The 18,736-nt window shown below is 70.8% G+C and carries 17 protein-coding genes; 12 read left to right on the forward strand and 5 right to left on the reverse strand.

All coding sequences use genetic code 11. The features are described from left to right. Positions 1-6 precede the first annotated feature (6 nt). Together AC1DSZ_RS23045 and AC1DSZ_RS23050 are read left to right on the forward strand one after the other, a co-directional pair. The gene (locus AC1DSZ_RS23045) at positions 7-1,161 is read left to right on the forward strand and encodes an efflux RND transporter periplasmic adaptor subunit (RefSeq protein WP_476840648.1); all 1,155 of its coding nucleotides are present in this window, start codon (positions 7-9) and stop codon (positions 1,159-1,161) included. Positions 1,162-1,397: 236 nt separating this feature from the next. Then, a complete protein-coding gene (locus tag AC1DSZ_RS23050) occupies positions 1,398-1,853 on the forward strand; it encodes a hypothetical protein (RefSeq protein ID WP_476840649.1) in 456 nt (151 codons plus the stop codon). Positions 1,854-2,592: 739 nt separating this feature from the next. Here AC1DSZ_RS23050 and AC1DSZ_RS23055 read toward each other — a convergent pair. Together AC1DSZ_RS23055 and AC1DSZ_RS23060 are read right to left on the reverse strand one after the other, a co-directional pair. Further along, a complete protein-coding gene (locus tag AC1DSZ_RS23055) occupies positions 2,593-3,354 on the reverse strand; it encodes an anti-sigma factor (protein ID WP_476840650.1) in 762 nt (253 codons plus the stop codon). Beyond that, on the reverse strand, positions 3,351-3,917 hold the full coding sequence (locus tag AC1DSZ_RS23060) for a sigma-70 family RNA polymerase sigma factor (protein WP_476840651.1): 567 nt from the start codon (positions 3,915-3,917) through the stop codon (positions 3,351-3,353). Before AC1DSZ_RS23060 ends, AC1DSZ_RS23055 begins: the two co-directional genes overlap by 4 nt. A 161-nt stretch (positions 3,918-4,078) precedes the next feature. Between AC1DSZ_RS23060 and AC1DSZ_RS23065 the strand changes: the two genes are divergently transcribed. From AC1DSZ_RS23065 to AC1DSZ_RS23085, 5 genes are all read left to right on the forward strand, one after another. Further along, positions 4,079-4,858 carry a DUF4394 domain-containing protein gene (locus AC1DSZ_RS23065; protein ID WP_476840652.1) on the forward strand — a complete coding sequence of 260 codons (780 nt, stop codon included), beginning with the start codon at positions 4,079-4,081 and terminating at the stop codon, positions 4,856-4,858. A gap of 121 nt (positions 4,859-4,979) precedes the next feature. After that, positions 4,980-5,489, forward strand: a complete 510-nt coding sequence (locus AC1DSZ_RS23070) for a cupin domain-containing protein (RefSeq protein WP_476840653.1) — start codon at positions 4,980-4,982, stop codon at positions 5,487-5,489. Between the two features lie 83 nt (positions 5,490-5,572). After that, complete coding sequence (locus AC1DSZ_RS23075; RefSeq protein ID WP_476840654.1) at positions 5,573-6,718, forward strand: 2Fe-2S iron-sulfur cluster-binding protein; 1,146 nt, start codon at positions 5,573-5,575, stop codon at positions 6,716-6,718. Beyond that, the gene (locus AC1DSZ_RS23080; RefSeq protein WP_476840655.1) at positions 6,715-8,658 is read left to right on the forward strand and encodes a mechanosensitive ion channel family protein; all 1,944 of its coding nucleotides are present in this window, start codon (positions 6,715-6,717) and stop codon (positions 8,656-8,658) included. Before AC1DSZ_RS23075 ends, AC1DSZ_RS23080 begins: the two co-directional genes overlap by 4 nt. A gap of 36 nt (positions 8,659-8,694) precedes the next feature. Beyond that, positions 8,695-9,435 (forward strand): transporter substrate-binding domain-containing protein, encoded by a 741-nt coding sequence (locus AC1DSZ_RS23085; protein ID WP_476840656.1) that lies wholly within the window; start codon positions 8,695-8,697, stop codon positions 9,433-9,435. A 474-nt stretch (positions 9,436-9,909) separates the two neighbouring features. On the opposite strand, the gene AC1DSZ_RS23090 is transcribed toward AC1DSZ_RS23085, so the two are convergent. Next, complete coding sequence (locus AC1DSZ_RS23090) at positions 9,910-10,824, reverse strand: EamA family transporter (protein WP_476840657.1); 915 nt, start codon at positions 10,822-10,824, stop codon at positions 9,910-9,912. A 130-nt stretch (positions 10,825-10,954) separates the two neighbouring features. After that, positions 10,955-12,160, reverse strand: a complete 1,206-nt coding sequence (locus AC1DSZ_RS23095) for a TadE/TadG family type IV pilus assembly protein (protein ID WP_476840658.1) — start codon at positions 12,158-12,160, stop codon at positions 10,955-10,957. 296 nt (positions 12,161-12,456) lie between these two features. Between AC1DSZ_RS23095 and AC1DSZ_RS23100 the strand changes: the two genes are divergently transcribed. After that, positions 12,457-12,744 (forward strand): hypothetical protein, encoded by a 288-nt coding sequence (locus AC1DSZ_RS23100; protein WP_308469376.1) that lies wholly within the window; start codon positions 12,457-12,459, stop codon positions 12,742-12,744. Positions 12,745-12,959: 215 nt separating this feature from the next. Further along, entirely contained in the window at positions 12,960-13,250 is a 291-nt protein-coding gene (locus AC1DSZ_RS23105; RefSeq protein WP_476840659.1) for a hypothetical protein, read from the forward strand. Positions 13,251-13,355: 105 nt separating this feature from the next. Here the strand turns inward: AC1DSZ_RS23105 and AC1DSZ_RS23110 are convergent, their stop codons facing one another. Then, complete coding sequence (locus tag AC1DSZ_RS23110; RefSeq protein ID WP_476840660.1) at positions 13,356-13,934, reverse strand: TetR/AcrR family transcriptional regulator; 579 nt, start codon at positions 13,932-13,934, stop codon at positions 13,356-13,358. Between the two features lie 322 nt (positions 13,935-14,256). Here AC1DSZ_RS23110 and AC1DSZ_RS23115 point away from each other — a divergent pair, with 322 nt between their 5' ends. The 3 genes from AC1DSZ_RS23115 to AC1DSZ_RS23125 are packed head-to-tail and all read left to right on the forward strand — an operon-like array spanning position 14,257 to position 18,057. Further along, a complete protein-coding gene (locus AC1DSZ_RS23115; RefSeq protein ID WP_476840661.1) occupies positions 14,257-14,751 on the forward strand; it encodes a (2Fe-2S)-binding protein in 495 nt (164 codons plus the stop codon). Beyond that, on the forward strand, positions 14,748-15,809 hold the full coding sequence (locus AC1DSZ_RS23120; RefSeq protein ID WP_476840662.1) for an FAD binding domain-containing protein: 1,062 nt from the start codon (positions 14,748-14,750) through the stop codon (positions 15,807-15,809). The genes AC1DSZ_RS23115 and AC1DSZ_RS23120 overlap by 4 nt, the downstream gene beginning before the upstream one ends. Continuing rightward, the gene (locus AC1DSZ_RS23125) at positions 15,802-18,057 is read left to right on the forward strand and encodes a xanthine dehydrogenase family protein molybdopterin-binding subunit (RefSeq protein WP_476840663.1); all 2,256 of its coding nucleotides are present in this window, start codon (positions 15,802-15,804) and stop codon (positions 18,055-18,057) included. The genes AC1DSZ_RS23120 and AC1DSZ_RS23125 overlap by 8 nt, the downstream gene beginning before the upstream one ends. Positions 18,058-18,736 lie beyond the last annotated feature (679 nt).

Consider the following 18,736-nt stretch of genomic DNA (forward strand, 5'->3'; position numbering starts at 1 on the left):
TCCCCCATGCGCAAGCTCACCCTCACGCTCGGCGTCGGCGTCGCACTCGCGGCCCTCGCCTGGTACACGCCCCCGATACGCGAACGCCTCGGCCTGGCCCCCGCCCAGCCGACCACGCCCGCCGCGGCCGCGCCCCCGCCCTTCGCGATGCCGGCCCCGGTGGCCGAGCTGGTCACCCGCACGCTGCCGGTCAACCTCGACTACCCGGCCCGCACGGAGGCGTTCCGCACCGTCGCCCTGCAGGCCAAGGTCTCGGGCTACGTCGTGGAACAGCGCGCCCATGACGGCGCGGACGTGAAGGCCGGCGACCTGCTCTACCGCATCGACCCGCGCGACTACGAAGCCGCGCTCGATCAGGCCAAGGCGCAGATGCAGCAGGCCACGGCGTCGCTCGACTATCTGAAGTCCAGCCTCGACCGCGGCGAGGAGCTCGCCCGGCGCGGCTTCCTGGCCAAGGACAATTACGACCAGCGCAACAGCTCAGTCCGGCAGGCCGAGGCCGGCCTGGCGGTGAACCGCGCCGCCATCCGCACCGCCGAGCTGAACCTGGAGCGCGCCACGATCCGCGCCCCGTTCGACGGCCGGCTCGGGCGCGACCAGGCCCCGGTCGGCACGCTGATCAGCGCCGGCGGCGGTCCGCTGAACACGCTGGTGCAGCTCGACCCGATCTACGTCACCTTCACGCCGAGCGAGACCGACCTCGTCGCCATCCAGAAGGCGCAGGCCGGCGGCGCGGACGTGCAGGCCGACGTGGTGGTGCCCGGCCAGGACCGGCCGCCCCATCGCGGCAAGCTCACCTTCCTGGACAACGTCGTCGACCGCACCACCGGCGCGATCACGGCCCGCGCGACCATCCAGAACGACGACTTCGCGCTGCTGCCCGGCCAGTATGTCCGCATCCGGCTGCGCGTCGGCGAGCAGCCCGACGCGCTGCTCGCGCCGCAGGCGGCCGTGGGCTCTAGCCAGCTCGGCAAGCACCTCTTCGTGGTCGGCGACGACAACCGCGTGCAGCTACGCCCCGTGGTGCTCGGCCAGACGGACGGCGAGCTCGTCTCGATCGTGAAGGGCGTCGCCAAGGGCGACCGCGTCATCACCGGCAACCTGCAGAAGCTCGGCCCCGGCTCGCTGGTGCAGCCCCTGCCCGCCGCCGCCAAGCCCTGACCGGCGGGCGCAAGCGCCCCGCCGGCCCATTAACCAAAAGGCGGCCGTCTCGCGCATGGGACGGCCGCCTTTTCGCGTTCGGCCTCCGTCGGCCCGGCCGCCCCTGCACCCAATGGGGGATGGGGGGCCGCGGGGTTCAGCAGAATTCGGCAAGGCGCCGCGCCTGTTCATCCGTGATTCACCGGGTACCTTCACGCTGAGGCTCCGCCTAGACTCGGCGTTGCTGGAGAGGGCACATGATGATTCATGACGAAAGCAGGCTTGTACGCGCGCAAAGACGCGTGGAGCTTGCCCAGACATTCGCCGAAGACGCTCGCCGGATGGTCGGCGTGCTCGATGCGCAATCCAGGATCATGACCGCCGCGCTCGAGAAGCTGCGGCGCGACAACGCCTCCCCGCGCGAGATCGCCGCCCAGGCCGCCTGCATGGCCTCCTTCGCGGCCATGATGACCCAGGCGGCTGCGAACCTGCGCAAGAGCCACGCCGGCGCCCGCGAGGACCTCGCCGAACTCGAAGACCTCCGCCGCCTCGACCCCGAACTCGCCGCCTCCCTCCGCGCCGCCGTCACCACGTTGGGCGAAAGCTGCCGCGCCGTTACCCGCTGCAGCGAATCCCTGGAGCGCTGCCTCGAAAACGGCGCCCGCCGCGCCAACCGCTTCTGGCAGGACGCCGCAGGGGCCATGCCGCACTGAGGGGTGGTGCGGGGCGCCCATGACGAGAAGCGCCCAACCCTCCGCCGCCATTGCGAGCGCCAGCGAAGCCAGCCAGCTGATGCTGGGCGTTACGCCCAGCGCCGGGCTGACCCCAACCACCTGGATTGCTTCGCTCCGCTCGCAATGACGGGAGGGTGGCCGAAGCCTCGCAAGTCAATGCTCCGCCATGAGCCGTCATCCCCGGCGACCTGCGCAGCGGGTGATCAAACCATCAACGCCTCGCCGTCATTGCGAGCGCCAGCGAAGCAATCCAGCTGATGCTGGGCGTTACGCCCAGCGCCGGGCTAACCCCAACCACCTGGATTGCTTCGCTCCGCTCGCAATGACAGGAAGGTTGCCCCAGCCTCGCAGGTCGATGCCGCCGATGAGCCGTCATCCCCGGCGACCTGCGCAGCGGGTGATCAAACCATCAACGCCTCGCCGTCATTGCGAGCGTCAGCGAAGCAATCCAGCTGATGCTGGGCGTTACGCCAGCGCCGGGCTGACCCCAACCACCTGGATTGCTTCGCTCCGCTCGCAATGACGGCGAGGCGCTGCATCGTCGCGCGCGTCCCTCTCCCGCGTGCGGGAGAGGGGCAGGGGTGAGGGCGCCGGGGCAGGCCCAGCGGCACGGGATGGCGCCAAGTCGGACCGCCCTCACCCCTGCCCCTCTCCCAAGGGGAGAGGGAACGCGCTTTCACCCTCACGAGGGCGGCGAAGCGGCCCCAGCCACCCGCCCCTACAGCGCCGTCGCGGTGAGCCCCTTCATGAGGATCGGTCCGGTCGGCCGGCCAGTGGGCGAGCCGCTGGCGGGCTCCACGGTGATCTCGAAGAGCTGGTTCGGCCCCAGCTTCGGCAGGCGCGAGAGGTCGAGGCGGGTCGCCCTCGCCTCGCCGATGAGGCCGACCGATTTCGGCCCGACGGCGCGGTCCCACAGCGTCCAGATTTCGAGCGCACGCCCGGGCGGGGCCGCGATGGCGCGCAGCGGGACGAGTTCGGTCCGCCCGTCCGCGAACGCGTTCACGACGGCGGCCGGCTGGGCGCTGCCTTCTTCCAGCAGCACCGCGACCAGCGTCGGCGTACGCGCCGCCTTGTCGGCGAAATAGGCGGCGCCGATCGCCAGCACCACCGCGGCGGCGGCCGCGAAACCGGTGGCGGCCCGCCACGCCGGGAGGCTCTGCCAGACGGACGAACGCGCCGCGCCCGGGGGCCGGAACGGCAACACGTCGGCCGTGGCGGCCTTGACGACGGCGGGCGGCGACGCCGGTTCGGCGGGCGCGGCGGCCAGGCCGGACTCGATCCGCCCCCAGAGGTCGCGGCTCGGCGGGGCGCGCTCCGCAATGGCGTCGAGGTCCGACAGGCGCACGCGCCACTCCGTCACGGCCGCCGCGAAGGCGGGGTCCTGCTCCATCAAGGCGTCGGCGCGCGCCGCGTCGTCGCCTTCCAGAACGCCGAGCGCGTGTTCGGCCGCCAACTCGTCCCGGGTGGTCGCCTCGCTCATGGCAGGCACTCCCGCAGCGAACTCAGCGAGCGCCGCATCCACGACTTCATGGTGCCGAGCGGCACCCGCAGGCGCCCGGCGAGCTCGCCATGGGTCAGCCCGTGCACATAGGCGAGCACGATCAGCGAGCGGCGCGTCGGGTCCAGTCGCTCCAGGCAGCGGCGCAGCGCGCTGGCCTCCGACAGCCGCGACACGATGGCCTCGGCGTCCTCCTCGGCGCTGGCCAGCCCCATCGGCTCGAAATCCTCGACGAGGTCGGTGCGCGTCTCCACCCGCAGCACGTTCAGCGCCCGGTGGCGCACGATGGCGTAGAGCCAGGACCGCGCATGGCCGCGCTCGGGCGCGAAGCCGGCGGCCTTCTGCCATATCTGCAGGAAGGCGTCGTGCACAACCTCCTCGGCCACGGCGCGCCGGCCGACGATGCGCATCGCCACCCCGATCATGCGCGCGCCCTCGGCGTCGTAGATGCGCCGCAGGGCGTCCCGCTCGCCCGCCGCGCAGCGCGCAATCTCGGCCGCGAGGTCGACCGGCGCGTCAAGCATGTCTTCGGCGGGCATGGACATCGGCGCGGGGGCTCCGGGTGATCCGTCCCTCTAATACGCTCCGAAAACACGCACGGATGCAAAGCGGAAAAAACTTCATCCCGGCTGCATCCGCCGCCGATGTCGGCGTGTACCCGCTCCGTCAGCCCGGTCCATGAGGCCGGAACAACGGGAGAAACACGATGACAACCAAGACGCTGTTCGCTGCGCTTCTCGCCACCGCGGCTTTCTCCGGCGCCGCCCAGGCCCAGACCGCCGTCGCCCTGATCGGCGAAAACACCCTCGCGATGGTGGACGTGGCCGCCAAGAAGGTCACCGGTACCGTGAAGGTCACGGGCGCCAACCTGCTCGGCATCGACGTGCGCCCCGCCGACGGCATGCTCTACGGCCTCGCCTCGGACGGCCAGATCTGGACCATCGACGCCAAGACCGGCAAGCCGACCGCAAAGTCCAAGCTCGACATGCCGCTGCCCGCCAACGTGATGATGACCGTCGACTTCAACCCGGTCGCCGACCGCCTGCGCGTGATCGGCTCCAACGGCGCCAACCTGCGCATCAACGTCGACGACGGCAAGGTCACCAAGGACGGCGACCTGAAGTTCGCCGAGGCCGACATGCACAAGGGCGAGACGCCCAAGATCGTGGCCGGCGCGTACACCAACTCGATGAAGGGCGCGAAGGAGACCACCCTCTACGACATCGACGGCACGATCGGCGCGCTCGTGAAGCAGGCCCCGCCGAATGACGGCGTGCTCGGCGCTGTCGGCAAGCTCGGCGTCAAGGCCGACATGGCGGCCTTCGACATCGTCACCGACTCGGCCGGCAAGAGCGAGGGCTGGCTGATGTCCGCCGACACGCTCTACCGGGTCGACCTCGCGACCGGCAAGGCGACCGCCCACGGCAAGATCGACGGCGTCGGCACGATGCAGGTGCGCGACCTCGCCGTGCTTCCCGCCATGTGAGGCGCGAAGCGCCACCCTCCCCTTGAGGGGGAGGGTGGCGCTGCGGCATCCCCCCAAAGCCGAAAGCCGTTGCGGCCGTCTGGCGTGGCGCGATACTCACCTCCCAAACGGGAGACGCCCCATGACCGCGCACGACCACGATCACAACCACCCGCACGACCACGATCACTCCCCCCGCTGGAAGCACGACGGCGTGCGCGTGATCAAGGGCGACCAGCTCGACCCCAACACGGCCCAGACGCCCGGCATGTTCCGGCAGGCCGCCATCAACCACGCCCGCGTCGGCGCGCAGAAGATCTGGGCCGGCACGGTCGCGATCGAGCCCAACGCCAAGACCGGCGTCCATCACCACGGCGCGCTGGAAAGCGTCATCTACGTGGTGAGCGGCAAGGCCCGCATGCGCTGGGGCGACAAGCTGGAATTCGTCGCCGAGGCCGGGCCCGGCGACTTCATCTTCGTGCCGCCCTACGTGCCGCACCAGGAGATCAACGCCGACCCCGACCAGCCGCTGCAATGCGTGCTGGTGCGCTCCGACAACGAGGCCGTTGTGGTCAACATCACGGATGTGGAGCCCGTCGAGAAGCCCGAGGCGGTCTACTGGGTCGACCCCATCCACAAGCATCCCGCATAAGCCGCTCGCGCGAAGTTCAAGCCGCCGGGGCTCGCTTTCCGCGCCCCGCGCAGGCAATGTCCCGGGAGGTTCGGGGAACGACGATGTCTGCCACGATGGCGATCCGCGTAGTGAGGCTGGCGAGCGGCCTCGTGCTGATGGCCTTCGTGTTCACGCACCTGGCGACACTGGCGGCCGGGCTGATGTCGCTGGACGCCATCAACGCCGCCGCCGGCATGCTGATGGCGCCCTGGATGACGGGCGTCGGCACCGCACTGCTGGCCGGCTCCGCCATCGCGCATCTCGCGCTCGGCCTCGCCACGATCGCGACCAAGCGCACGCTGGCGATGCGCCGCGGCGACGCCGTGCAGTGCGTGCTCGGCCTCGCGGTGCTGCCGCTGCTCACGCCCCACATCCTCACGGTGCGGGTCGCCAACGCGTATGCGCCCGATCTGGAGGTGGATTTCGCCCGCCTCCTCACCTTCTACTGGCACTTCGCGCCCGTTTACGCGATCCAGCAGCTCGTGGTCGTGCTGGTGGTGTGGAGCCACGCCAGCATCGGCCTGCATGGCTGGATCAGCGTGCAGCGCTGGGGCGAGCGGGCCGGGCGCATCGTCACCCCGCTCTTGTTCGCCACCCCCATCCTGGCGCTGCTCGGCTTCGTGGAGGCCGGCAAGCAGGTGCTCGCCGCCCTGCGCGACGACCCCGCCTTCGCGGCCGACGTGGAGACGCACTGGGCCCGGCTGCAATCCGCCCAGCCCTCGCTGCGCGCCATCGCCAGCACGGTGTCGCTCACCTACTGGTCGGTCGTTGTGCTGGTCGTCGCCGCTCTCGCGGTCGGCCTCCTCCTGCGCCGCCGCTCGCCCGTCCACATCCGCTACGACGGCGGGCTGGAGGGCGTCGGCCTGCGCGGGCTCTCGATCCTGGAGATCAGCCGCCGCTCCGGCGTGCCGCACGCCAGCGTGTGCTCCGGCCGCGGCCGCTGCGGCACCTGCCGGGTGCGGGTGCTCAGGGGCGCCCAGGCCCTCACGCCCATGCAGGACGTGGAGCGACGCACGCTCGGCCCGGCCTGTGCGGCGGATTCGGTGCGCCTCGCCTGCCGCGCCCGCGTCTACGACGACGGCGTCGCGGTGGAGCGCCTCCTCGCCCCCGACGCCGACGCCGCGATGGCGCGACGGCTCAAGGAAGGCGAGATGCCTGCACCGGCCACGGAGGCGGCCCCGGCTCCGGCCACGGAGGCGGCGGCATGATGATGGCGACCAGCATCCTGGAGCGCGCGCAGAACGGCGTCGCCGCCACCCTGCGCGACTTCGCCGCCGCCCCCGGCGAGGCCGTCGGCCTCCTCGCGGACGTCAACGCGTCGCTGCAGTCCGGCGAGGGCGTGCGCGCCTTCGCGTATCTGCTGATCGTGTTCATCGTGGCGGCCGGCCTCGAATGGCTGTTCTGGACCTATGCGGGCCCGGCCTATCGCTGGCTCCTCGCTGAGGATCCGCGCCGCCGGACGGACGCCTGGCGCATCGCCGGCCGCCGCATCGCCACGGACGCCGCCGCCCTCACGCTCTCGGTGGTGTCGATGCTGGCCGTGGCGGCGATCTTCGCCTGGCCTCCCGGCGTGCCGGACGTCATCGTCGGCGTCGCCATGGTGACGCTCGCGGCGCGCCTCACCGCCGCGCTGGCCGGCGCCCTGCTGGCGCCCGGCAACCGCCGCCTGCGCCTCGTTTCGCTCCCCACGCCGGATGCTCGCGCCTGGTCGCTCTCTTTGCCGCCGCTGGCGGGCGTGCTGGCGGCCGGCCTTGTCGCCGCCGAGGCGTTCGAGCCCCACGCACCGCATCTCGCCGGCGCCTTCGCGGCGCTCACCGCGCTGGCGGCCGGCGTCGCGCTGGTCGTGATAGTGGCGGTGCTCGAGAAGCGCCGCCCGCCGCAACGGCGCCTCTTGCCGCGCCCGCTCGTGGCCGGCCTCTGGGCCGCGGTGGTGATCCTCGTCTGGCTCGCGGGCGAGCCCCGCTGGGCGCTGACGATCGTCATCGTCAGCGCCACCCTGATGCTCGAGGGCGTCGCCCGCCGGATCGTGCGCGCCGCCTGGGACCTCGCCGAGGCCGCCAAGGCCAACGCGGAGGCCGCCGCCTCGGCCCAAGCCGCCTCCCCGGCCGAAGCGCCCCCGGCGCCGGCCGCCTCCGTTCCGGCCGCGCCTCGCCCCCGCCGCCGCGCCCTCATGGCGGCGCTGAGCCGCGACGTCAGCATCCGGGCCGCCCGCTTCGTGGTTGCGCTCGCCGGCCTCGGCGCCTGCATCGCCGTATGGGGCCTCGCCATCCTGTCGCCCATGGACGTGCAAAGCCCGCTGGAGCGCTTCGTCTCCCGCACGCTCGGCGCAATCGTCCTGGTGCTCCTCGCCGATCTCGCCTGGACGGCCGTGAAAACCTGGACCGACGCCCTGCTGGACCGCGTCGCCGCCACGCCGCATGGCGATCCCGAGACCGGCGCCAATGCGCGCCTGCTCACGCTGGTGCCGATGGCCCGCAAGGCCTTCGGGGCGACCCTGGTCGGCCTACTGGCCGTGTCGCTGCTGTCGATCTTCGGCATCGCGATCACGCCCCTGCTGGCCGGCGCCGGCGTGCTCGGCATCGCGGTCGGCTTCGGCGCGCAGACGCTGGTGCGCGACGTGCTCTCGGGCGTCTTCTACCTCGCCGAGGACGTGTTCCGCATCGGCGACTATATCGAGGGCGGCTCCGCCAAGGGCACGGTGGAGCGCATCACGCTGCGCACCGTGGCGCTGCGCCACCAGAACGGCCCGCTGCATTTCGTGCCCTACGGCTCGCTGGGCTCCGTCCGCAACAACTCGCGCGACTGGGTGATCGACAAGTTCGAGCTCCCGCTTCCCATCGAGGTCGACAGCGAGTTCGTGCGCAAGCTGGTCAAGAAGATCGGCCAGCAGATGCTGGAAGACCCGGAAATCGGCCACCTCATCGTCGAGCCGCTGAAAACCAAGATCTACCGCATCGAACCGGGCGTGAAAGTGTTCCGCTGCAAGGTGCAGACCCCGCCCGGCAAGCAGTTCGAGGTCCGCGCCGCCGCCTACCGTCGCATCGAGGCGGCCCTGCGCGAAAACGGCATCCGCTTCGCCGACAGCCGCTCGCAGGTGGTGCTGAGCTCCGCCCCCCAGGGCGAGCCCCTCACGGCCGCGAACGCCTGACCGGCCGTCGCTTCGTCCAAACCCCCGGGAACGCACATGACATCCCCCCTCCCCGCCGCCGAACGCGCCCGCATCGCGGCCCTGCTCGCCCCCACGGGCGTGCTGCGCGCCGGCATCAACCTGTCCAATTTCCTGCTGGTTTCGCGCCGCACACCGGATGGCGGCCCCGCCGGCGTGTCGCCCGACATGGCGCGCGCGCTGGCCGACAGCCTCGGCCTGCGGCTCCAATATGTGCCCTACCCCAACCCCGCACAGGTCGCGGACGCAGCCGGGAAGGACGAGTGGGACGTCGCCCTGATCGGGGCCGAGCCGCAGCGCGCGGAGGTCATCGCCTTCACGCCCGCTTACGCGGAGATCGAGGCCACCTATCTGGTGCCGGAGAAATCGACCGCCCAGACTGTCGCCGACGTGGACGCCCCCGGCGGGCGCATCGCGGCGGCCGACCGCACCGCCTTCGGCCTCTGGCTCGACCTCAACCTCAAAGCGGCCGAAATCCACCGCGTCGCCACAATGGACGACGCCCTGGAAGCTTTCCGCACCCACGACCTCGACGCCCTCGCGGGCCTCCGCGCCCGCCTCATCGACGACCAGAAGGCCGTGCCGGGCAGCCGCATTCTCGACGGCCGCTTCATGACCGTGCAGCAGGCCATCGGCGTCCCGCGCGCCAAGGAAGCCGCCCTCCCATACATGGTCGATTTCGTCGCCGAAGCCCGCCGCACCGGCCTCGTGCAGGAGCTCATCCGCCGCCACAAGGTTCAAGGCCTCACGGCGGCTTGAGCCAGACATCCGCGCGGTCGTTAAGCGCCAGCCCCTCCACCGTCATTGCGAGCCGCAGGCGAAGCAATCCAGTCTAACAGCCAGGCTTTTTGCCTGGTTTGCTTCGCTGTCTCTCGCAATGACGGTGGAGGGCTCAACTCTCTCCGTCATCCCCGGCCGCGCGCAGCGCCGGGTTGGGGATCCAGGGGTGAGCGCCTTTGCCCTGGATCCCCTTCCCGACCTGCTGCGCAGGTCGCCGGGGATGACAGCGGGACGGGTCAAGGATGCACTCGAAACACGAGACACCCTCCCGTCATTGCGAGCCGGAGGCGAAGCAATCCAGTCTAACAGCCGGGCCATTAGACTGGATTGCTTCGCTGTCGCTCGCAATGACGGTGCAGCGCTCCACTCTCGCCGTCATCCCCGGCGGCGCGCAGGTCGCCGGGGGTGACGGCGAGGCGGATCCAATGACGGTGAGGTGAACCCGCCAGCCTCTCACCCCGCCGAGGACGGCAGCCGTGTCGCACCCTCGCGCCATGCCGCGATGCGTGGCCAGAACAGGCCGATGGCGAGGCCGCCGAGCACGAGGCCGGCCGCGAGCAGCTTCCAACCCGGCATCGGTTCGCCCAGCCAGAGCCAGGACGCCCCCATGCCGAACACGGGCACGAGCAGCGCCATCGGGGTGATGGAGGCCGCGGGATTGCGCGACAGCAGCCAGGCCCAGGCCGCGTAGCCAAACAGGCTGTTGCCGACCGACTGCCACAGCACCGCCGCCCAGGTGGTCGGGCCGGCGTCCCTCAGCCCGGTCGCAATGGCGGGCCAGCCCTCGAACAACAGCGAGAGCACGATCAGCGGCGGAACCGAGAACAGGCTGGACCACACCACATAGGCCACCATGTTCACCCGGCCGCCGGCCTTCGCGACCATGTTGCCGGCCGCCCAGCACGCCGCCGCGAGCAGGATGAGGCCGAGCCCCAGCGGCGTCGTGGTCGCGTCCACATTGGCGGCGATCACCCCGATGCCGACGCAAGACAACAGCAGCGCGGCGATCTGGAACGCCCGCACCCGCTCGCCCGTGAACGCCATCGAGAGCCCGATGGTGAAGAACACCTGCGCCTGCACGACCAGCGAGGCGAGGCCCGGCGAGATGTAGCCGTTGATGGCGATGAACAGCAGCCCGAACTGGCCCGCCCCGATCAAGAGCCCATAGGCGACCAGATGGCTCCACGGCACGGCCGGCCGCCGGATGAAAAGAAGCGCCGGAAACGCCGCGAACACGAAGCGCAGCGCCGCGAAGGTGAGCGGCGGCAGGTGCGACAGCCCGATGCGGATCACGACGAAATTGGTGCCCCACACCGCCACGACGGCAAGCGCGAGCAGGACATGGGACAGCGGCAGCGCGCGCGGCATCGGGGGCCTCCGAACTCGGCCGCACCATGCACGCGCCGGGGGGCGCTGAACAATTGAATTGCTTGACGCCGGCGATCAGCGAAACCGATCGAAGCCGCCCGGCCGGCGCCCCGCGAGCGAGGCCGGGCCTCTACTGAGAGAGACGCGCGCCGCTGAGCAGGGTCGGCAGCGACTGGACCGTGCTCATCTTCGAGGTGTCGATCTTGGCGGTGGTGTTGCCGCTGAATTTGATCTGGTCGGCCACGAGCGGCATGAACGGGCTGTTCTGGCCGAAGCTGCTGCCGCCGTTAAGCGTGATCGACTGGGTCGGCGTGTAGATCGCGCCCGTCAGCAGCATGTCGGCGCCGCCGTTCAGCGTGTTGCCGCCGCCCACATTGGACGCCGCGTCCTGAACGATCAACATTCCCGAATAGGCGCCCGTGGTCGGCGCGCTCAACGCAACGACGCCGCCGGCGTTGATCGTGAAGCCCGCATTGGAGCCGAGCAGGTAGAAGGTGACGCCGGAGCCCGAAACATTCGCCTGGCTGTTCAGCACCAGCGGCCCATCCTTGATCACATAGACGCCGGGGGCGAGCGTCGCCGCGCCCTTGATCGTCAGGCCGCCGCAATACACGCCGGGGGAGAGCGACTTCGTCTGGCTGGGCTGCACCTGCATGTTGTTGTAGGCGCAGCCGTTGCCGACCGAGAACTGCAGGCCCGCAAAGGGGTCGCCGAGCGTCATGCAGCCGGTCAGCGGCGCCGGCGCGAGGCCGACCGAACTCGACACTCCGCCAACCGCGCAGAACCCTGCGGCCTGCACGGTGGCGCTGCCCTGCACCATGATGGCGCTTGGCGACGCTGAATTACTGTAGATCGCGCACCCTTCTGCGATCAGCGTCGACGACCCCGCGATCGTCACCGATCCGGACGCCGTGCGGTTGAGCGCCATGATGCAGGAGGTCGGCCCGCCCTTCGTCAGCACGGCCGAGGATTTCGCCGCGACCGGGATGGCCTCCTTGCCGACGAGGCCCAGGAACGACGTCTTCACGGCTCCCGTCGCCGTGACGGTGGTGGTCGTCCCGTTGAAGCTCACGGTCACGACCGGGGTCGCGGCCTTCCCTTCGGTGAACATCGCCTCGGCGGCGGCCTGTCGCTGCGACCCGGTGGCGAGCAGCCCCATGGTGGCCAACCGGATCGCCGCCGAGTCGGCCTGCGCTTGCAAGACCAGCTGCACATTGGTGGCTTTCGCCAGGTCCACGCCGCCGCCAGCGATCACGGTGAGTGGGATCGCCGACAAGGCGAACAACACACCCGCTGCGCCAGACTTATCGGCGATAAACGAGGTCAGCATCTTCATGTCGCCACCGGTTCTCGAGACTACAGCAGCAAACTACGGAGGAGTTTTATAAGAAGTGTTCTCGCTCTGGCAGAAACTTAACGCTAAATAATCAATAAAACTGTTTTGGACCGGAACTGCAAAAAGCAGGTCAGCCATCTTCTCCCGATGGCGCGCGTTCCGCTGGCAGGACCTGGTCCGCCGTTATTCGATCGCCATGCGCGCAAACCAGCGCCGCCTGCGCCCGAAGTTGCCCCCGAATAAAGGAACCCCTCGCGCCCGGCGTCTGTTTCCTCCACATCAATTGGAGAACCAACATGACGATGAAGCTGATTGGCGTAATCGCAGGCGCCGCACTGGCCTTTGCGGGTCTTGCATCCACCGCGCAGGCCCAGGGCGTCGTACGCGGCGCGCAGGACGGCGCCATCGTGGGTAACCGGGCGGCTGGCCCCGTCGGCGGCGCGGTTGGCGGCGTCGTCGGCGGCGTGGCGGGCGGTGTCGTCGGCGGCGTCAAGGGCGTGGCCGGCATCCCGCAGGACACCCGCGTTCGCACCTACCGCACGCACCGCCACCACTACCATCGCCGGCACGCCCACCGCCGCTGAGGCCTTTCTCACACAACGCCTGAACGACCTCGCGTCACCCTGACCGGCGCCGCGTGTTCCCTCTCCCCCACCAGGGGAGAGGGACAGGGTGAGCGCCGCCAAGTTTGCGCTGCGGCGTCCACGACCGGGCTGCCCCTCAAGAACCTCCTCCCCGCAGGATCGAACTTCGTTGCGAAGCGTTGACGGGCGCTGGGGGCTAACGCGAGGTGGTTGCGATGAAGCTCATTCAGACAATGCCGGCTACGGCCGCAGTGGCGCTGGCGCTTGGACTTTCGGGCGCGGCGTTGGCGCAGGACCGCGTGATGCCCGCGCCGTCGACCCAGTCGCCCGAGGCCGCGAAGGGCCAGGCGCAATCCAGCGAGAAAATGTCCGGCGAAACCACCGGCTCCATCAAGGATGGAACCGCGCCGAAGGCCGGCATGTCGGCCGACTGCAAGGACAAGCTCGCCAACCAGACCAAGCAGGCCGGCGCAGACGTCGCCAAATGCGGGGTTGATTCCGAATAGCCGCGAGCCCGGGCCCTCTCCGCCCAGGCTGGGAGGGCCCCCGCAGAAGCTTTTCACGGTTATTCGCCGCAAAGGCGCCGGCGTTTGCGCGGTCGACCGCCGGCTTCAGGTTTTGCGCAGCCCGTCGATCATCACGTCCAGCATCCGCAGCACGCTGGCTTTCCAACCGGGCTGGTCGTGAATGAGGCACATGCCCACCAGGGCCCGGAGCAGATCTTCCGCACCGATGTCCGAGCGGATGGCGTCCGCCTCGACGGCCCTGTCCAGCAGGCCCTTCACGGCGGCGGTGAGGCGCTTCGTCGACGACGAGGTCAGATCCGACGCGCCCGTGATCACGATGGCGAGCGCCGCCGACATCCCCTTCTTGGTGGCGACGAAATCCACATTGGCGCGCAGCCATCGCCGCAGCGCCTCAACCGGGTCGGCCTCGCCCTTCAGGCGCTCGGCCAGTTCGCTCAGCTGCTCCACCTCGCGCCGGTAAACGGCCTCGAACAGCGCTTCGCGCGTCGGGAAATGCCGATAGAGCGTGCCGATGCCCACGCCGGCTTCGCGCGCCACGGCTTCCAGGCTCGCGCTCGCGCCGCCCGCGCCGAACACGATTGTCGCCGCGCCGAGCAGCCGTTCACGATTCCGTGCGGCGTCGGCGCGCGGGCGGGGGCTGGACGGTGGCGGATCGTGCTCCATGTGCTCCAACAACGGATCGCGTTGGGACGGGTTCGGGTCTGCGCCCTGCTTCTGCGAACGACCTGCTTCTTATAGGAGGTCGACGGCCCAAGGCGCCCGGGTTTTTACGGGCATCCTGAAAGTTTCGGGCGGAGTTGCAAAACGGAGGCATCCTCCGTATAGTGCGTTGGTCGATGCGGCGCCGGGCCACATGAGCGTTTCCCCGGCGCGGCGTTTCCATCGGCCGCATTCATTCGTCGCGTCGACGCCACGGGCCCGGTCACCGACCGCTGCGCCCCGGCCGCCCGACATTCGAACTTGTTGAAACCGGAGCACCCCCCGCATGAGCAGCCCCCTCACGCTCACCGTGAACGGCGTCCAGCGCCGCTTCGATCTCGACGACCCCCGCGCCACGCTGCTGGACCTGCTGCGCGAGCGCCTCGACCTCACCGGAACGAAAAAGGGCTGCGACCGCGGCCAGTGCGGCGCCTGCACGATCCTGGTCGACGGCCAGCGCATCAACTCCTGCCTGGCGCTCGCGATCAGCCACGACGGCGCCGACATCCTCACCATCGAGGGCGTCGCGCACGGCGAGACGCTGCACCCCGTGCAGGCCGCCTTTATCCAGCATGACGGCTTCCAGTGCGGCTTCTGCACCCCGGGCCAGATCATGAGCGCCATCGGCCTCATCCAGGAGGGACAGGCCGGCGACGATCCCGAGCGCGTCCGCGAAGGCATGAGCGGCAATCTGTGCCGCTGCGGCGCCTATGCGGGCATCACCGAGGCCGTGCTCGAGGCCCATCACACCCTCAACGCCAAGGCGGAGCAGGCGGCATGAACCAGTTCGAATATCTCCGCCCCGCCACCGCCGCCGAAGCCGTCGCGGCCGCCGCCCAGCCGGGCGCGGCCTATCTCGCCGCCGGCACCAACCTGCTCGACCTCATGAAGGGCGGAATCGCCCGCCCCGACACGCTGGTGGACATCACCCGCCTGCCCGGCCTCGACGCGGTCGAGAGCCTGCCGGACGGCTCCACCCGCATCGGCGCGCTGGTCCGCAACGCCGCGCTGGCGCATGACGCCGCCTTCGCGCGCCGCTACCCGGCCGTCGCCGAGGCGCTGCTGTCGGGCGCGTCGCCGCAGCTGCGCAACGCCGCCACGGCCGGCGGCAACCTGCTGCAGCGCACCCGCTGCGCGTATTTCTATGACACCGCCAGCGCCTGCAACAAACGCCAGCCCGGCTCCGGCTGCGACGCGCTCCAGGGCGACAACCGCCTCCACGCCGTGCTCGGCTGGAGCGAGCGCTGCATCGCCACCCACCCGTCCGACTTCTGCGTCCCGCTCGCCGCGCTGGACGCCGTGGTGGAGACCCACGGCCCCGCCGGGCCGCGCGAGATCCCGCTCGAGAACTTCCACCTCCTGCCCGGCGACGCGCCCGAGCGCGAGACGGTCCTGCACCCCGGCGAATTGATTCTGGCCGTGAGGCTCCCGCCGCAAGCGGCTGAGTTCGCGGCGCATTCGCGCTACCTCAAGATCCGCGAGCGCACCTCCTACGCCTTCGCGGTGGCCTCCGCCGCCGCCGCGCTTCGGATGGATGGCGACATCATCGGCGAAGCCCGCATTGCGCTGGGCGGCGTCGCCCTGAAGCCGTGGCGCGCCCGCCAGGCCGAGGCCCTGCTTGCCGACCAGAAGCCCGACGCGGCCCTGTTCCGCCGCGCCGCCGACGTCGCGCTGGCGGAGGCGCGGCCTTCCGCCCCCGCCAACGCCTTCAAGATCGAGCTCGCGCGCCGCATCGTCGCCCGGGCCCTCACGCTGGCCGCCGCCGGGACCCCCGACCGCATTCCCGCCCTGCCGGCTTCCCCCTTTGCGCATCAGACCGGAGGCGCCCACCATGCCTGAACTCAAGCTCAACCAGGCGCCCGCCCATGTCCGCCACGGCTCCAACATGGGCCAGCCCCTCACCCGCCGCGACGGCGTGCTGAAGGTCACGGGCGCGGCGCCCTACGCGGCCGACAGGGTGGTCCCGGGCCTGCTCCACGCCGTTTTGGCCGTCAGCACGATCGCGCGCGGCCGCGTCACGCATCTCGACGTTGCTGCCGCCAAGGCGCATCCGGGCGTCGTGGACGTCATGACGCCCGAGAACCGCCCGGCCCTGGCCGAGGATCCGGACGCCAAGACCAATCCCTTCATGTTCCGGCTTGATCTCCTCCAGAACGACCGCGTGCGCTATCCCAACCAGCCCATCGCGGTGGTGATCGCCGAAACGCTGGAAGCCGCCACCGAGGGCGCGGCCCTGCTCGCGCCCCGCTACGAGACCGAACAAGCCCGCGCCGGGCTCGACACGGAGGGCCGCTTCGCCCCCAACACGGTCGGCGTCGGCAACCCGGCCGAAGCCGGCCACGGCGACGTGGAGGCCGGCCTCGCCGGCGCTGCCAAGCGCGTCGAGGCGACCTACGAGACGCCCGCGCAATACCACAACGCCATGGAGCCTCACGCCATCGTGGCCCATTTCGAGGGCGACCGCCTCACGGTCGACACCCCCAGCCAGGGCCTCGCCATGGCGCAGGGCCGCCTCGCCGGCCTTCTCGGCATGGACCCGAAGAACATCCTCGTCCGCTCGCCCTTCCTGGGCGGCGGCTTCGGCTCCAAGGGCTTCATCGCGGGCCCGCAGATCCTTGGCGTCTTGGCCGCCAAGCTCACCGGCCGGCCCGTGAAGCTCGTGCTCCGGCGCGAGCACATGTATGGCCCCGTCGGCCACCGCGCCCCCACGCGCCAGACGCTGCGCCTCGCCACCGACGGCGACGGAGCGCTCCAGGCCCTGCATCACCACACGCTCACGGCCTCGAGCACCTTCGACGACTTCTTCGAGCCCGCCTCCGACATCGCCCACACGCTCTACGCCAGCCCGGCGCTGCGCACCTCGCACGAGGCCGTGCGCGTCGACAGCGGCACGCCGTTGTTCATGCGCGCGCCCGGCGAGGCCACCGGCTCGATCGCGCTGGAAAGCGCAATCGACGAGATGGCCGAGGCCTGCGGCATGGATCCGCTCGAATTCCGGCTGAAAAACTACGCCGAGATCGAGCCCCTGTCGGGCAAGCCCTTCTCGTCCAAGGCGCTGCGCGAATGCTACCGCCAGGGCGCCGAGCGCTTCGGCTGGTCGAAGCGCACGCTCGCGCCGCGCCAGATGCGCGACGCCGACGGCCTCCTGGTCGGCTACGGCATGGGCACCGCGACCTTCCCGGCCCTGATGTTCCAGGCCAACGCCAAGGCGATCCTCAAGCGCGACGGCACGGGCGTGGTGGAGAGCGGCACGCATGACATGGGCCAGGGCGCCTGGACGGCTTTCGCCCAGGTGGCGGCCGACAGCCTCGGCCTCGGTATCGACCAGATCGAGTACCGCGCCGGCCGCTCCGACCTGCCGGATGCCGGCATCGCGGGCGGCTCGGCCCACACGGCCACGGCCGGAACCGCCATCCACCGCGCCGGCGCGGCCGTGATCGCCAAGCTGGCGGCGCTCGCGACCGAAAACCCGGATTCGCCACTCTACGGCGCCGGCAACGCCGGCGTGATCGCCCGCGAGGGCCGGCTCCATCGCCGCGACGACGAGAGCCGCAGCGAGACTTTCGCCGCGATCCTCGACCGCGCCGGCCTCGACCAGATCGAGGACAGCGGCGCGGCCGCAACCGACCCCGCCGCCGCCGGCGCCTACGCGATGCACGCCCACGGGGCCGTCTTCGCCGAGGTGAAGGTGGACCCGGACTTCGGCCAGATCCGCGCCACCCGCCTCGTCGGCGCCTTCGCGGCGGGCCGGATCATCAACCCCAAGCTGGTGCAGAGCCAGCTCTTCGGCGGCATGATCTGGGGCGTCTCCTTCGCGCTGCACGAGCACGCGGCGGTCGACCACCGCACCGGCCGGGTGATGAACCCGAACCTCGGCGATTACCACATCCCGGTGAACGCCGACATTCCGGCGCTGGAGGCCATCACGGTCGACGAGCACGACCCGCACGTGAACGACCTCGGCGTGAAGGGCGTCGGCGAAATCGGCATCACGGGCTCCGCCGGCGCGATCGCCAACGCCGTCTGGCACGCCACCGGCGTCCGCGTCCGCCACTTCCCGATCACGCTCGACCAGCTGATGGGGTGAGAAGGCCACGTCGTCCCGACCGTAGAGGCTCGCGCCAAACACCCCTCGCCGTCATTGCGAGCGACAGCGAAGCAATCCAGCTGATGGTGGGAGTCACGCCCGGCTTTGCCGCGCAAAAGATTCAGGGGAATCGCCGCAGCTCACCCTCCCCTCGAGGAGGAGGGTCGACGGGCGAAGCCCGGCGGGGTGGGGTGCAGCCGGGGCCGCGTGCAATTGTGTCAGTGAGCGCTTCGCCCGGCGTCACCCCACCCCGCCGCTGCGCGGCGACCCTCCCCCTCAAGGGGAGGGTGTAGGCCGAGCCCTTCGCCAACCATCTGGATTGCTTCGCTGCGCTCGCAATGACGGGAGGGTGTCCGCACGCCCGCAGCGCGCGCCTTCTTCCCCGGAAGAAGAACAGCGCCCGACCATCAAGGCGAGCGCCAGCCGCCCCCTCGCCGTCATTGCGAGCGACAGCGAAGCAATCCAGCTGACGCTGGGCGCTAGGCTCTGCGAGGGGCCTCGCGAAGACGTGCAGAAAAACGCCGCAGCTCACCCTCCCCTCGAGGGGGAGGGTCGACGGGCGAAGCCCGGCGGGGTGGGGTGCAGCCGGGGCCGCGTGCAATTGTGTCAGTGAGCGCTTCGCCCRGCGTCACCCCACCCCGCCGCTGCGCGGCGACCCTCCCCCTCAAGGGGAGGGTGT

The sequence above is a fragment of the Alsobacter sp. P4_H11 genome, assembly GCF_056400925.1.

Bases quoted from the DNA above. Each gene is read 5' to 3' on its own strand.
- AC1DSZ_RS23045 (WP_476840648.1), top strand. From the start codon at position 7: ATGCGCAAGCTCACCCTCACGCTCGGCGTCGGCGTCGCACTCGCGGCC.
- AC1DSZ_RS23050 (WP_476840649.1), top strand. From the start codon at position 1,398: ATGATGATTCATGACGAAAGCAGGCTTGTACGCGCGCAAAGACGCGTG.
- AC1DSZ_RS23055 (WP_476840650.1), bottom strand. From the start codon at position 3,354: ATGAGCGAGGCGACCACCCGGGACGAGTTGGCGGCCGAACACGCGCTC.
- AC1DSZ_RS23060 (WP_476840651.1), bottom strand. From the start codon at position 3,917: ATGTCCATGCCCGCCGAAGACATGCTTGACGCGCCGGTCGACCTCGCG.
- AC1DSZ_RS23065 (WP_476840652.1), top strand. From the start codon at position 4,079: ATGACAACCAAGACGCTGTTCGCTGCGCTTCTCGCCACCGCGGCTTTC.
- AC1DSZ_RS23070 (WP_476840653.1), top strand. From the start codon at position 4,980: ATGACCGCGCACGACCACGATCACAACCACCCGCACGACCACGATCAC.
- AC1DSZ_RS23075 (WP_476840654.1), top strand. From the start codon at position 5,573: ATGTCTGCCACGATGGCGATCCGCGTAGTGAGGCTGGCGAGCGGCCTC.
- AC1DSZ_RS23080 (WP_476840655.1), top strand. From the start codon at position 6,715: ATGATGATGGCGACCAGCATCCTGGAGCGCGCGCAGAACGGCGTCGCC.
- AC1DSZ_RS23085 (WP_476840656.1), top strand. From the start codon at position 8,695: ATGACATCCCCCCTCCCCGCCGCCGAACGCGCCCGCATCGCGGCCCTG.
- AC1DSZ_RS23090 (WP_476840657.1), bottom strand. From the start codon at position 10,824: ATGCCGCGCGCGCTGCCGCTGTCCCATGTCCTGCTCGCGCTTGCCGTC.
- AC1DSZ_RS23095 (WP_476840658.1), bottom strand. From the start codon at position 12,160: ATGAAGATGCTGACCTCGTTTATCGCCGATAAGTCTGGCGCAGCGGGT.
- AC1DSZ_RS23100 (WP_308469376.1), top strand. From the start codon at position 12,457: ATGACGATGAAGCTGATTGGCGTAATCGCAGGCGCCGCACTGGCCTTT.
- AC1DSZ_RS23105 (WP_476840659.1), top strand. From the start codon at position 12,960: ATGAAGCTCATTCAGACAATGCCGGCTACGGCCGCAGTGGCGCTGGCG.
- AC1DSZ_RS23110 (WP_476840660.1), bottom strand. From the start codon at position 13,934: ATGGAGCACGATCCGCCACCGTCCAGCCCCCGCCCGCGCGCCGACGCC.
- AC1DSZ_RS23115 (WP_476840661.1), top strand. From the start codon at position 14,257: ATGAGCAGCCCCCTCACGCTCACCGTGAACGGCGTCCAGCGCCGCTTC.
- AC1DSZ_RS23120 (WP_476840662.1), top strand. From the start codon at position 14,748: ATGAACCAGTTCGAATATCTCCGCCCCGCCACCGCCGCCGAAGCCGTC.
- AC1DSZ_RS23125 (WP_476840663.1), top strand. From the start codon at position 15,802: ATGCCTGAACTCAAGCTCAACCAGGCGCCCGCCCATGTCCGCCACGGC.